Origin of the sequence: Cryobacterium arcticum, assembly GCF_003185895.1 — a bacterium.
GTDB lineage: Bacteria > Actinomycetota > Actinomycetes > Actinomycetales > Microbacteriaceae > Cryobacterium > Cryobacterium arcticum.
Window position 1 is genome coordinate 679,373 of the sequence record NZ_QHLY01000012.1, and the last position, 12,695, is coordinate 692,067.

Below are 12,695 nucleotides of genomic sequence, written 5' to 3' on the forward strand. Positions count from 1 at the left end.
AGTCCCGACCAGATCATCGTCCAACTCTTTGTGCTGCTTCTGATCGTTGTCATCCTGGTGTTCGTGGTGGTGGTACTCGTGCGCACCATCCGCATCATTCCGCAGGCCAGCGCCGGAGTGGTCGAGCGCCTGGGCAAGTATCACAAGACCCTGATGCCGGGGCTCAACATCCTGGTGCCGTTCATCGACCGGGTGCGCCCGCTGATCGACATGCGCGAGCAGGTCGTGTCGTTCCCGCCGCAACCGGTGATCACCGAGGACAACCTGGTGGTGTCGATCGACACCGTCGTCTACTTCCAGGTGACGGATGCGCGGGCGGCGACCTACGAGATCGCGAACTATCTCGGCGCGGTCGAGCAGCTCACCACGACCACCCTCCGCAATGTGGTCGGCGGGCTCAACCTGGAGGAAGCCCTCACCAGCCGGGACAACATCAACGGCCAGTTGCGGATCGTGCTGGACGAGGCCACCGGAAAATGGGGTATCCGGGTGGGCCGGGTGGAACTGAAGGCGATCGACCCGCCGCACTCCATCCAGGATTCGATGGAGAAGCAGATGCGCGCCGAGCGCGATCGCCGGGCGCTGATCCTCACCGCGGAGGGCACCAAGCAGTCGGCCATCCTTACCGCGGAAGGTGCCCGTCAGGCTGCGATCCTGCAGGCAGAGGGCCAGGCCAAGGCGGCCGTGCTCCGTGCCCAGGGTGAAGCCGAGGCCATCACCACGGTGTTCAAAGCCATCCACGACGGTGACCCCGACCCGAAGCTGTTGGCCTACCAATACCTGCAGACCCTGCCCAAACTCGCCGACGGCACCTCGAACAAGCTCTGGATCGTGCCCAGCGAACTGACCGAGGCGATGAAGGGCATCGGCCGCGCGTTCGGTCCGAACCCGGTACCCGGCGCGCACCCCGCCGCCGCCATGCCCCCGACAGTGCCTGCCGAACCCCAGGTGCCTGGACGTGACGGCTGACCAGGCGTCATTTCTGGCGCCGGCAGGACCACGGATCCTCGCGCACCGCGGGCTGAGCACAGCCGCGCCCGAGAACACTCTGCTGGCCTTCCTGCACGCCCTGGCCAACGGGGCCACCCATCTCGAGACCGATGTGCACGCCACGAGCGACGGTGTCGCCGTGATCAGCCACGATCCCACCCTGGCCGCGGGCGGGGCGGCGGTGAACCGGCTCACCATGGCGCAGCTGGCTCGGATCGACCTGGGCCAGGGCCAGACCTACTGTTCGCTGGCCGAGGCACTCGACGCGTTCCCCGAGGCCAGATTCAACATCGATGTGAAGTCCGCCGATGCCGTGGTGCCGACAGCGCGCGCGATCCGTGCCGTCGGCGCCGGCCGGCGGGTGCTCCTGACCTCGTTCTCCGAGACCCGGCGCCGCCGGGTGCTCCGGGCGGTTCCGGGTGCGGCGACCTCGGCGTCGGCCCAGGGCATCGCACTCATGCTGGCGGCGGTGGCACTGCGGCAGCACTGGGCACTCCCCCGCATTCTGCGCGGGGTGAGCGCGATTCAGGTTCCGGAGCGGGCCGGGCGGCTGCGGGTGGTGACGCCGGCGGTGATCACCCGGATGCATCGGATCGGCGTCGAGGTGCACGTCTGGACGGTTAATGAACCGGCGCGGATGAGGCGGTTGCTGGGACTGGGCGTAGACGGGCTGGTCACCGACCGCTACGACCTGGCCGCGAGAGTGGTCGGAAGCCGCGGCCGGGACGGCGCGCACGATGCTGGTTTCTGAGAGATCCCCGTCAGATCGGCGATAACGGAAAGATAACGTCCAGCTTTATGGTTTACAACTAGGACAGCATCGCGAGAGGAGACCACACGATGGCAGATCGTAGTTTGCGTGGCATGAGGTTGGGTTCGCAGAGCCTGCAGAGCGAAGAGGGTGTGACCTTTTCCCCACGCGTGAGTCACACGTACCTGTGTGCGACGTGCGGACGTGTGACGGTGATGATTTTCTCCGCCGAGGCAGAAGCCCCCGACGAATGGGAGTGCAGGTTCTGCTCCCAGACCGCAACCCGGCTGGTCGATTCGAAGCCCGTGGTCGTTGACCACTCCGACGAAAAGATTGCCCGTACGCACTGGGACATGCTCCTGGAACGTCGTACGCGGGCCGAGCTCGAAGAGCTGCTGGAGGAACGCCTGACGGTCCTGCGGCAACGACGAGGACAGAAGGTTGGCGCTTAGCCGACACCCCACACACCATTCGGCGCCGGTTCACCCCGGCGCCGTTTGTGTACCCGGACGCTGTCAGCGGGTACGGATCCTGGCCCGGTCCGGGAGCGGACGCGCCGGAGCCAACCGGGCTCCGCCTGACCGGGCCAGCGCGCGGCCGGTGACGAGGCAGAAGAGCAGACCGGCCAGGCCCAGGCCGGAGACGAACCACTCCAGCGGCCGCCCGGCCGCCATCGCGGGTGTGTCCGTGACGCTGAGTGGTACCGTCTGCACCATGGCGCCTGGCACCCAGGTAGGCAGGCTGTCGAGGTTCGTGCCGTCCGGGGCGATGATCGCACTGGTGCCGACGGTGGAGATGTTCACCACGGTGCGCCCGGCCTCGATAGCGCGCAGCCGCGCGATCGCGAGCTGTTGCACGGACTCATCGGTAGTGCCGAAGTCGGCATTGTTGGTCTGGGCCAGGATGATCTCGGCGTCGTCGTCGATCATCTCGTGCACCAATTGGTCGTCGGCGATATCGAAACAGATCGCGATCCCGGCGATGATGCCCTCGATGTCGAACACGTTGTCGCGGGTGCCGATCTCATAGTCCCGCGAGACCAGGTCGATCAGCTCGGGGGCGAACGGCCGCCAGAAGGCCCGGTCGGGCATGTACTCGGCGAACGGCACCGGATGCACCTTGTCGTACATGTCCACTGCGCCCTCACCGGCCTTCCAGAGCAGCGACGTGTTGTAGTACTTGCCATCGCGGAGCGTGATCGTACCGGCGATCAGCGGTGCGTCCATCGCCCGGCTCACGTAGTCGGCCACCCGGGCGGAATCCGCCGAGCGCAACGGGTCGACATCGATTCCGTTCTCCGGCCAGACGACGAAGTCGACCGGTTCGCCCACCAGCGGAAGGGTCGCCGACACGTGGTCGGACAGGATCTGCCCCGGCGCGTTCTGCGCGAACAGGCCGGCATCCGACGCGCCCTGCACGGCGGCGATGCGCGCGGTACCGCTCTGCAACGTCGGCCACGCCGGGAAGGCCAGCAGCAGGGCAACGGCGGCCACGGCGATCATCGTGCGCACCGGGATCCGCACCGCGGGCTCCCGGCACAGCTGCACGACGAGAGCGGACAGCCAGACGATCACAAAGCTCAGCCCGGACATGCCCACCCAGGCCACGAGCGGGGCGAACGGGCTCTCCGCCTGGGAGATGGCCACCCGGCCCCAGGCGAAGCCGCCGTACGGCCAGACGGCGGAGATCGCTTCCCTTGCGGTCCACAGGCCGGCGACGACCACCGGGATCATGCCGAGGCGTCCGACCGCGCTCGGCCAGACCCGCGGTCCGGCATTCAGCACGATGCCGATGAGCATCATTCCGACGGCGAAGAAGATGGCTTCGAGCCCGGCCAGGGCCAGCCACGGCACCGGGCCGAGGTACAGGGTGAGCCAGCTGATGTGGATGAGCCAGAAGGAGAGTCCGGAAATGGCGCCGATCAGCAGGCCGGTCCACGGGCCGCGGCCGAGCAGGGCCAGCAGCATCAGGGCGACGCCGACCGGTGCGAGGATCCACCAGGAGCGGTCGGGGAAGCCGGCGTCGAGGATAGCGCCGGCGCCGGCGGCGAGGAGCATCGCCGCCCAGAGGGGCAGGCCTGTGCTCTGCTGGTGTGCCGTCTTCACTTCAACAGCCTACGCGACCGAGGAATACGCGACGATGCCGCGGCGGATGGAGTCCATCGCCACCCGCGCGGTGCGGCCCACGGGGCCGTCAGCCACCAGGGAGAGCTGGTCGAGAAGGTCGATGGTCTGCTTGGTCCAGCGCACGAAGTCACCCGCAGCCATCTCGGCTTCCTCCAACACCAGGCCGAGCGAGTCACCCCGCGCCCACTTCCACATGGCAAGGCTGAGCCCGCCGGCTAGCGGGTTGCTGCCGGGCAGCTTGTGGTCGCGTTCGAGGTCGTCCAGCTGGCTCCAGAGGGTCTGGGTCGCGTCCAGGGCCGGACGGAACGGTCCCTTGGGCAGGTAGCGTTCGTCGGTCAGCCCTTCGTCACGCCGGGGTTCGAAGACCAGGGCGCAGGCCATCGCGGCCAGGCTCGGGGCGTCGAGCGAGTTCCACAGGCCCCGGCGCAGGGATTCGGCGACGAGCAGGTCGCGGTCGGCGTAGATCCGGCGCAGGATCAGGCCGCTCTCGCTGAGGGTGACGGCCCGGCCCTCTCCGGGCACGAGGTAGCCGAAGCCGAGCAGCACGTCGGTGACCCGGTCGAAGATCCGGGCCACGGCCCCGGTGCGGGCGGTGATCTGGCTGGTCAGGGCCTCGGTTTCCCGGGTCAGCTTCCACCAGCGCTGCGCCCAGCGGGCGTGCGCTTCCCGGTCGGGGCAGCTGTGGCAGGGGTGCGCGCGCATGCGCTTGCGGAGCGCGGCGAGTTCCTTCAGCCGTCGGTCGCGTCCACGCGCGTTCGAGTCCGCGGCCGCGTTTTCGCGTTCGAGGTCGGACAATCGACGGCGGATGCCGGAGTACTCGGTGAAGTCGCCGAGGTGGCAGGTCATCGAGGTGGCGTAGCCGTCCAGGGACGCCTGCTGTTGGCGCACCCGCCGCGCCAGGTCGACGACGGCCCGGTCGGCCTGGAACTGGGCGAAGGAGGATTCGAGCACCTCGCGGGTGCGCTCCCGCCCGAATTGGTCGATCAGGTTCACGGCCATGTTGTAGGTCGGCTTGAAACTGGAGTTGAGCGGATAGGTGCGCCGGGACGCCAGGGAGGCGACGGCCTGCGGGTCGAGGCCCTGCTGCCACTGGATGACCGCATGCCCCTCCACGTCGATGCCGCGGCGTCCGGCCCGGCCGGTGAGCTGGGTGTACTCCCCCGGCGTGATCGGAACCCTGGCTTCGCCGTTGAACTTCTCCAGCTTGTCCAACACCACGGTGCGCGCGGGCATGTTGATGCCCAGCGCGAGCGTCTCGGTGGCGAACACGGCCTTGACCAACTTCTTCTGGAAGAGTTCTTCGACGACTTCCTTGAATGCCGGCAGCATGCCGGCGTGGTGGGCGGCGACGCCGCGTTCGAGGCCGTCGAGCCATTCCCAGTACCCGAGCACGGCGAGGTCCTCGTCGAGCAGGGTGCGGCAGCGCTCGTCCACGATCTGGCGGATCTCGTCGCGCTCGGCGGTGTCGGTCAGTCGTACCCCGGCGCGCAACACCTGTCGCACGGCCTGGTCGCAGCCCACGCGGCTGAAGATGAAGAAGATCGCCGGCAGCAAGTGCTTGCCTTCGAGCATGCGCACGATCTCGGCCCGGTCCATCCGGCCGGAATCAGACTGGGTGCGTTGCTGGTGGTAGCGGCCCTGGTTGGAACCGCGGCGACCGCCGCCGGACCGGTCGAGAACGGGGCGTCCGCCGGATTGGGCCAGGCGCACCAGTTCCGGGTTGACCCGGTGGGTGGCGGCCAGGCCGGAGGAATCGAACAGGTCGAGCATCTTGCTCTTGACCAGCACGTGTTGGTCGAGCGGGACCGGGCGTTCCTCGGAGACGATCACGTCGGTGTCACCGCGCACCGCCTGCAGCCAATCGCCGAATTCCTCGGCATTGGAGACCGTGGCGCTCAGCGACACCATCCGCACAGCCTGGGGCAGGTGGATGATGACTTCCTCCCAGACCGCGCCACGGAAGCGGTCGGCCAGGTAGTGCACCTCGTCCATGATCACGAACGCGAGGTTGGTCAGCAGGTCGGAGTCGGCGTAGAGCATGTTCCGTAGGACTTCGGTGGTCATGACCACGATGCGGGCGCCGGCGTTGACGTTGGTGTCGCCGGTGAGCAGGCCGACCTGGTCCGCGCCGTACTCGGCGACGAGTTCCTGGAACTTCTGGTTGCTGAGCGCTTTCATCGGCGCGGTGTAGAACACCTTCGCGGTGGGCTGCTGCATAGCCAGGTAGATGGCGAATTCGGCCACGACGGTCTTGCCGGCGCCGGTTGGCGCGGCGACGAGCACGCTGTTGCCGGCCTCGAGTGATGCGCCGGCGGCGATCTGGAACGAGTCCAGGTCGAACCGCAGGCCCCGGCGGAAGGCCTCCAGCTTCGGATTCTGCGCGCGGAGCCTCGCTGCGGTGTACCGGTCTGCCGGCGACTGAAGGTCTGTCATCTGGTGCGCTAGAGCGCCAACTCCCGTTCGAGGGCGAGTGCGCGCCGGGCGGCGCGCCTGTCGTGCAGGTAGGCGATGCCATAGGCCGCGAAGTACAGCACTATCATCGGGATGGCGAGCATGAACATCGAGATGACGTCGGCTGCCGGGGTGGCGATCGCGGTGAAGAGGATGATCACCAGGATGGCGACCCGCCAGGACTTGAGGATCGAGGCGGCGCTGATCACTCCGGCGAAGTTGAGCAGGACGACGAAGACCGGCAGCACGAAGGCGATCCCGACGGCCAGCATGAGCTTGAGCACAAAATCGAAGTAGTTCTGGGCGTTCACGAACGCCGCGTCCTCGGGGGGTGCGAAGCTCGTCATCAGTTCGACGACATGCGGCAGCACGTACCAGCCCGCGGCGCACCCGGCGAGGAAGAGCGGCACGGCGGTGAGGAAGAAGCCGAAGATGTACTTCTTCTCGGTGCGGGTGAGCCCGGGCATGAGGAAGGCGAAGATCTGGTAAAGCCAGACCGGGCTGGAGACCACGATACCGACATAGAACGAGATCTTCAGCTTGAGGTCGAACGCCGAGGTGATGTCGGGGTAGTTGATCTGCGCCTTACGGTGCTGCGCTTCGATGATGGCGTAGATCGGCTCACGCAGAGCATCCCAGACGAAGTCGGACAGGAACCAGCCGACGATCGCGCCGACGGCTATGCCGGCGGCTGCCAGGAAGAGACGCTTGCGCAGTTCGAGCAGGTGTTGCCCGAGTGACATCGTGCCCGCGCGGTTCGCACGCTTGTTGCTGCGTACGGCCACGGGTTTAGGGCTTCGTCTGGTCGCCCGGGCCGACGGGCCGTGTAGTGCCGTCAGCCGACTCGGTGCGTGTCGGCGTGGCCGTGCTGTCGGCCGGCTCATCGGCAGAATCGCTCTTGATCTCGCTCTTGAAGATCTTCATGGACTGGCCGAGGCTGCGGGCCAGGAGCGGCAGCTTGGGTGCACCGAACAACAGCAGGATGACGACGAGGATGATCAGGAAGTGCCATCCGGTCAGATTGCTCAACATTGGGGTCGATCCTCTGGCTTGTAGGGAGTGTGTTGCAGTAGTTTACCCCGGCTGATTGCGAGATCCCGCCGGAGAGCCCGACGATGGGCCCGTTCGATCCTGGCCTGATCGATCGCGGCAGCCAGGGAGTGCCGGTCCGCGAACACGGCGGCACGGAACGGGGTGCGTTCGGGTTCCAGGTCGAGGTCGAGTTCACTGATCTGGTCACCGAGCTCTTCCAGGGCGCCGAGCGTGCCCATCAGCTTGCGGAACAGGCGCACGGCGAACCAGGCCAGCATCCCGAGCAGGCCGGCCACCAGCACGGTCCAGATCAGGATCCACGACCACCACGGCATCATGGCGCTCCCGGCGTGAGGGTTCCGACGGAGTCGCCGGACGCGGATTCGTACCGGGCGACGCCGGCGGCGGCCCAGTCGGCCACGGTGTGCCGGGCCGCTCCGGGCTCGACCACCGTGACGACGCCGGCCAAGCCGGCGACGAGCCGTTTGAGGCCGTGGAAGTGGGACACCCTCACCTCTGCCCGGATGAGCCCGTCGGCGGCGGCCGGGCCGGTGGGTACCGGAGCGTAGTCGGCGAGGAGCCCGAGTGCCGAGCCGGGCAGTTTGATCGTGACGGTGAGATCATCGGCGGACCCCTGGAACAGGCTGTCGGGTAAGACCACGGCGTCGTCGTGGTCGTCGGCCGGGGCATCCGTTGACCGCAACGCACTCATGCGGTCGAGTCTGAAGGTGCGCATGGCTTCGCGCAGGTGGCACCAGCCCCGCAGGTACCAGTCGTTGTCGACGGACTCGATCCGCAACGGGTCGACGCACCGGTGTTCCGCGGTACCGCGGGCGTTCAGGTAGTCGAATTCGACCTGGGTGCCGGCGCGGACCGCGCCCTGGATCACCGAGATGGCCACATCCGAATCGGTGCGGGACACGGCGAGCTGGCTGGGGGCTCCGGTGGAGCTGCGGGTGAGTTTGGCCATCAGCGAGGCGATGGCGTCGCGGTCGCCGTTCTCCGGCAGTGCCGAGAGGTATTGCAGGCCGGCGATCAGGGCCGCGGCCTCTCTGGCGGAGAATCGGGGAGAATCGTCGATCGCCACCAGGTGGGTGAGCACGATGGTGTCGTTGTTCTCGAACTCATCCCACTGAATGTCGAACAGGTCACCGTGCAGGTACTGCCGGGTCTCCCCCGGCACCCCGGACAGGGCGATCAGGTTCACGGCGTCGCGCACTCGTTCTTCGCTGACGCCGAAGTGTGCGGCGACGGCAGACACGCTCACGCTGTCGTGGTCCATCAGGAACGGCACCAGGGAGAGCAGGAAGGTGAGCTTGTCTGAGGCGCCGAAGGCTACCGGCTTGGCGTTCATCGGTCTCCCCCGGTCGGAGCGTCGGAGCTGGTGGGGTGCGGGGCATGGTCGTCGCGTACCTGGCGCAGGCGGGTCAGGACGGCGTCTCGCAGGGCGGCGGGAGAGCGCACGAGGACCTCCGGCCCGTAGCCGGCCAATTCGTCAGCGAGGATGTTGAGATCGGTGTAGTGCAATTCGACACTGTCGCTCCCGGCTCCCGGTGTTCCTCGCTTGCTGAGCCGCACCGCGGCATCCGACCCGGGCTGGGCCGTGATCAGGGCGACCTGGGCGCGCCACAGGGCGTCGAGCTCGGCCAGGGCGCGTTGCCCGAGGCCGTCGTCGGCCGGGGCGGGAGTGGAGCCGGGCACGGTGACGACGGCGCCGACGATCCGGGACAGCAGGAAGGTGCGTGGTGCGTCGGCATCCTGGTCGGTGCCGTACAGATGCCAGCGGCCCTCGTGCAGCACCACGGCCAGCGGTGCGACGACGCGCCGCCGGGGCGCGCTCTCGCCGGGCTTGAGATAGAGGAAGGCGACGATCTGGCCGCGGTCCATGGCCTTGCTCAGCGGCTCGAATGACGCCTCGCGGGCGCGGAGCGACGGTGCGTAGCCGATGATCGGATCGGTGGATTCGATGCCGAGGGAATTGAGTTTGGTGAGCGCACGCCGGGATTCCGCCGACAGCGAGCCTTCCCGCCAGACGGTTGCGGCCAGTTTGAGCAACATGATCTCGTCGGAGGAGAAGGTGATGTCCGCGGGCAGGTCGTACAGTCCCTTGGGGATGCGGTAGCGCAGGTGGTGATTGCTGCCGGGGTCATCGGGCGACTCGATGGTCTCCAGGGGGATACCGAGTTCGCGGATATCGTCTTTGTCGCGTTCGAACTGCCGCTCGAGGCTGGCGTTGTCGCCGCCGACCTGGAACCGTTGGCGGTAGCCCTGCACGGTCGACAGGATCTCGGCCTTGGTCAGGCCGATCTGGGTGGCGATGAGCGCAAGGACCAGGCTGAAGAGGCGTTCTTCGACAGTGACTGGATGCGGCTGGTCTGGAGTGGGCGACACATCCGCGATTCTATCGGTGGTGCCGTGTCCGTCCGGCCCGCCCCGCGGGGGCGCGGATGGGCCGGACAGACGGACGGGGTCAGTCGACGCCGAGGATGTCGACGACGAAGACCAGGGTGGAGTTCGCCGGGATGGCGCCGTTGGCCTGGTCACCGTAGGCCTGGTCGGGCGGGATGACGGCGACGATCTGGGAGCCGACGGTCTGCCCGGTGAGGGCCTCGGCAAATCCGGGGATCAATCCGCCCTCGGTCGAACCGTCGGGGATGGGGAACGCCACGGGTGCGCCGTTGGCCCAGCTGGAGTCGAAGACCTCCTTGGTGTCCCACAGCACGCCGGTGTAGTTGACCGTGACGGTGGACCCCGCGGTCACCTTCTCGCCGTCGCCCTTCTTGAGCACGCCAACCTCGAGGTCGGTGGGCGGGTCGGTGGACGGCGGAATCGTGATGCCGGGGGTACCGTCTTCGGCGAGGACCACAGCGGGCAGTCCGGCTACGGGGAGCTGGTCGGCGCCGTCGGCGCGGGTGAGGTACGCCTTGACCACGTCGAAGACGAAGACGAGCGAGTCGTCTTCGGCGACCTTGAGGTCGGCGTTGCCGCCGGCAGGACCGAAGGTGTCGTCGGGCGAGGCGACCACGGCGACCCGGGAGCCGACCTGGGCGCAGAGCAGCCCGTCGGTGATACCGGCCAGGGTCTGGTCGTTCAGCACGAAGCTGGACAGGGACTCACCGTCGTAGGCGGCCTCCTGGATGGACTCCCCCGTGGTGGCGTTGAAGATGCTCATGTCCACCTGGGTCTTCTGGCCTTCGACCAGCCCGGGGCCCTCGCCGGCGATGATCTCGCTGCGCTGGGTGGTGTCGGTCTTCAGCGGGGTGGGGAAATCGATGGTGGGCGCCGAACCGAAGTCACCCGTCACCGAAACCAGCTTGGAGGCGTCGCCGGCTGACACCGGTGCGGTGCAGTCTGCCGCGGCGGAGCCGGGGCTGCACGCGGTCAGGGTCGCGAGCACCAGGCCGGCGGTGGCGATAAGTGCGGGAACTCTACGCACGTGTCCTCATTTCGATACGGGGGCTCAGACAGCGTGACGCTGATGAGTGAACTGTGGGGAAGATGCCGGCGCGCACCGGATGGAGGCGGCGGGCCGAAACCCATCCTAACCGGCGTCGAGGTCGCGAGCCTTGGAGAGCGCTGCGCCGTTCTCGGCGGTGCGGTTGCGCTTGCGCATGACCTTGGCGCTGACGGAGCGTTCGCCGAGGGCGCCGGGGGTCCAGAGTTCGACGTCGGCGTCGCTGAAATCGGTCTTCGACGGGCGACGCTTCAACTCGGGCAGGATCGTGTCGGGGGCGAGGCGACGGGCCGTGATCAGGAAGCCGGTGTGGCCGATCATGCGGTGGTCGGGGCGCACCGCGAGGCCCTCGACGTGCCAGCCGCGCACCATGGTCTCGTGCGAGTCCGGGTTGGTGTAGTTGCCGGTCGCGCGGATGGCTTCGGCCACCCGCGACAGCTGGGTGACGGTGGCGACGTAGCAGAGCAGCACTCCCCCGGGCTTGAGGGCGTCGGAGACCACGTCGATGCACTCCCACGGGGCCAGCATGTCCAGCACGACCCTGTCGACCGACTGGGCCGGCATGGTCTCCGGCAGGGTGTCGGCCAGGTCGCCGAGCGTGATGGTCCAGTTCAGCGGGTCGGCGCCGAGGAAGGTGGCGACGTTGGCGCGGGCCACGTCCGAGAACTCCTCGCGGCGTTCGAACGACGCCAGGGTGCCGGCCGGGCCGATCGCGCGCAGCAGCCAGAGCGACAGCGCACCGGAGCCGACGCCGGCTTCGACGACCGTCGCACCGGGGAAGATGTCGGCCTGGGCCAGGATCTGGGCGGCATCCTTGGGGTAGATGATGGCCGCACCGCGAGGCATGCTCATGACGAAGTCGATCAGCAGCGGACGCAGGGCGAGGTGCTCGACGCCGACGTTGTTGGTGACGACGGACGCGTCGGGCAGGCCGATGATTTCGTCGTGTTCGAGGATGCCCCGGTGGGTGTGGAAGTTCTTGCCCGGTTCGAGCGTGATGGTGTTCAGCTTGCCCTTGGGCCCGGTGAGCTGCACTCTGTCGCCGGCGCGGAACGGACCGCTGTTCTGGATGACCTGGTTGTCGCTCATGCGCGTGTCGCGTCCTTGGGTGTGGTGGGGTGGGAAAGAAGGGCTGGTCGCCGGGACCGGTAGAGCTCGGTGAGTGAGGCCAGCGTGCTGCCGGTCAGGGTGTCGAGGCGGGTGTAGTGCTCGCTCTGCTCGATCGGCACCATGTGCGGAACGGCCACGACGACGGCGCCGGAGGCGACGGCTGCGGCGACCCCGGGCAACGAGTCCTCGATCGCGACGCAGTGCACGGGGTCTACCCGGAGGGTGTCTGCCGCCGTCAGGTAGGCCTCCGGATGCGGCTTGCTCTGCTGCACCATGTCTCCGGAGATGATCGTGGTGAAGGCGTCGAAGCCCACGATCGAGGCGATCTGGCGGGCCATCCGTTGCTCTGACATCGTGACCAATGCCATCGGCATGCCGGCGGCGTGCAGCTCGCTGAGCAGTTCGTGCGCACCCGGTCGCCACGGAATACCCGCGGAGGCGAGTTGCTCCTGCACCCGATTGGTGAGGGTGTCAACGATCTCCTCTGCCGACAGCTCGACCCCGCGGTTCTGCAGGATCGCGGCGGATCCGAGCAGCCCGGAACCGACCAGCAGCATGGCGTCGGCGTGTGTCCACACTCCGCCGAAGGATTCCACGAGCTCGTGTTCGGCTCGCATCCAGTACGGTTCGGTGTCGACCAGGGTGCCGTCCATGTCCCAGAGCACGGCTGCGGGCGGGGCGGAGGTAGCGGGGTTCACAGTCACGGGGTTCAAGTTTAGGGGGCACGGCCTATCCTTGAATGAGGCAGCCCGGTCGCGGCGGCCGGAATACATGAGGTTTT

Annotated in this window: 13 protein-coding genes; 3 read left to right on the forward strand and 10 right to left on the reverse strand. The window is 67.8% G+C overall.

Features of this window, described 5'->3' with window-relative positions:
- The first annotated feature begins 12 nt into the window (after positions 1-12).
- The 3 genes from CTB96_RS12870 (at position 13) to CTB96_RS12880 (ending at position 2,193) form a co-directional block, all read left to right on the forward strand.
- Positions 13-969 carry an SPFH domain-containing protein gene (locus CTB96_RS12870; RefSeq protein WP_427846504.1) on the forward strand — a complete coding sequence of 319 codons (957 nt, stop codon included), beginning with the start codon at positions 13-15 and terminating at the stop codon, positions 967-969.
- Entirely contained in the window at positions 959-1,741 is a 783-nt protein-coding gene (locus tag CTB96_RS12875; protein WP_110127282.1) for a glycerophosphodiester phosphodiesterase family protein, read from the forward strand. The genes CTB96_RS12870 and CTB96_RS12875 overlap by 11 nt, the downstream gene beginning before the upstream one ends.
- 89 nt (positions 1,742-1,830) lie before the next feature.
- Positions 1,831-2,193, forward strand: coding sequence for an RNA polymerase-binding protein RbpA (locus CTB96_RS12880; RefSeq protein ID WP_110127283.1), 363 nt, complete (start codon positions 1,831-1,833; stop codon positions 2,191-2,193).
- 63 nt (positions 2,194-2,256) lie between these two features.
- On the opposite strand, the gene lnt is transcribed toward CTB96_RS12880, so the two are convergent.
- The 10 genes from lnt to CTB96_RS12930 form a co-directional block, all read right to left on the reverse strand.
- The gene (gene lnt, locus CTB96_RS12885; protein WP_248283368.1) at positions 2,257-3,846 is read right to left on the reverse strand and encodes an apolipoprotein N-acyltransferase; all 1,590 of its coding nucleotides are present in this window, start codon (positions 3,844-3,846) and stop codon (positions 2,257-2,259) included.
- Between the two features lie 9 nt (positions 3,847-3,855).
- The gene (locus tag CTB96_RS12890; RefSeq protein ID WP_110127284.1) at positions 3,856-6,300 is read right to left on the reverse strand and encodes a DEAD/DEAH box helicase; all 2,445 of its coding nucleotides are present in this window, start codon (positions 6,298-6,300) and stop codon (positions 3,856-3,858) included.
- An 8-nt stretch (positions 6,301-6,308) separates the two neighbouring features.
- Positions 6,309-7,061, reverse strand: coding sequence for a twin-arginine translocase subunit TatC (gene tatC / locus CTB96_RS12895; protein ID WP_110128476.1), 753 nt, complete (start codon positions 7,059-7,061; stop codon positions 6,309-6,311).
- Positions 7,062-7,107: 46 nt separating this feature from the next.
- Entirely contained in the window at positions 7,108-7,350 is a 243-nt protein-coding gene (tatA, locus tag CTB96_RS12900) for a Sec-independent protein translocase subunit TatA (protein WP_110127285.1), read from the reverse strand.
- Entirely contained in the window at positions 7,344-7,688 is a 345-nt protein-coding gene (locus CTB96_RS12905; protein ID WP_110127286.1) for a hypothetical protein, read from the reverse strand. The genes tatA and CTB96_RS12905 overlap by 7 nt, the downstream gene beginning before the upstream one ends.
- The gene (locus CTB96_RS12910; RefSeq protein ID WP_110127287.1) at positions 7,685-8,704 is read right to left on the reverse strand and encodes a helix-turn-helix transcriptional regulator; all 1,020 of its coding nucleotides are present in this window, start codon (positions 8,702-8,704) and stop codon (positions 7,685-7,687) included. The genes CTB96_RS12905 and CTB96_RS12910 overlap by 4 nt, the downstream gene beginning before the upstream one ends.
- The gene (locus CTB96_RS12915; protein ID WP_110127288.1) at positions 8,701-9,741 is read right to left on the reverse strand and encodes a helix-turn-helix transcriptional regulator; all 1,041 of its coding nucleotides are present in this window, start codon (positions 9,739-9,741) and stop codon (positions 8,701-8,703) included. Before CTB96_RS12915 ends, CTB96_RS12910 begins: the two co-directional genes overlap by 4 nt.
- A 79-nt stretch (positions 9,742-9,820) precedes the next feature.
- On the reverse strand, positions 9,821-10,786 hold the full coding sequence (locus tag CTB96_RS12920; RefSeq protein ID WP_110127289.1) for an FKBP-type peptidyl-prolyl cis-trans isomerase: 966 nt from the start codon (positions 10,784-10,786) through the stop codon (positions 9,821-9,823).
- A 105-nt stretch (positions 10,787-10,891) separates the two neighbouring features.
- Entirely contained in the window at positions 10,892-11,893 is a 1,002-nt protein-coding gene (locus CTB96_RS12925) for a tRNA (adenine-N1)-methyltransferase (RefSeq protein ID WP_110127290.1), read from the reverse strand.
- Positions 11,890-12,618, reverse strand: coding sequence for an HAD family hydrolase (locus CTB96_RS12930; RefSeq protein ID WP_282433146.1), 729 nt, complete (start codon positions 12,616-12,618; stop codon positions 11,890-11,892). The genes CTB96_RS12925 and CTB96_RS12930 overlap by 4 nt, the downstream gene beginning before the upstream one ends.
- Positions 12,619-12,695: the final 77 nt, after the last annotated feature.

What these genes read in the sequence shown, in the direction of transcription:
- CTB96_RS12880 (WP_110127283.1), top strand. Translation starts at nt 1,831, where the DNA reads ATGGCAGATCGTAGTTTGCGTGGCATGAGGTTGGGTTCGCAGAGCCTG.
- CTB96_RS12890 (WP_110127284.1), bottom strand. Translation starts at nt 6,300, where the DNA reads ATGACAGACCTTCAGTCGCCGGCAGACCGGTACACCGCAGCGAGGCTC.
- tatC (WP_110128476.1), bottom strand. Translation starts at nt 7,061, where the DNA reads ATGTCACTCGGGCAACACCTGCTCGAACTGCGCAAGCGTCTCTTCCTG.
- tatA (WP_110127285.1), bottom strand. Translation starts at nt 7,350, where the DNA reads ATGTTGAGCAATCTGACCGGATGGCACTTCCTGATCATCCTCGTCGTC.
- CTB96_RS12905 (WP_110127286.1), bottom strand. Translation starts at nt 7,688, where the DNA reads ATGATGCCGTGGTGGTCGTGGATCCTGATCTGGACCGTGCTGGTGGCC.
- CTB96_RS12910 (WP_110127287.1), bottom strand. Translation starts at nt 8,704, where the DNA reads ATGAACGCCAAGCCGGTAGCCTTCGGCGCCTCAGACAAGCTCACCTTC.
- CTB96_RS12925 (WP_110127290.1), bottom strand. Translation starts at nt 11,893, where the DNA reads ATGAGCGACAACCAGGTCATCCAGAACAGCGGTCCGTTCCGCGCCGGC.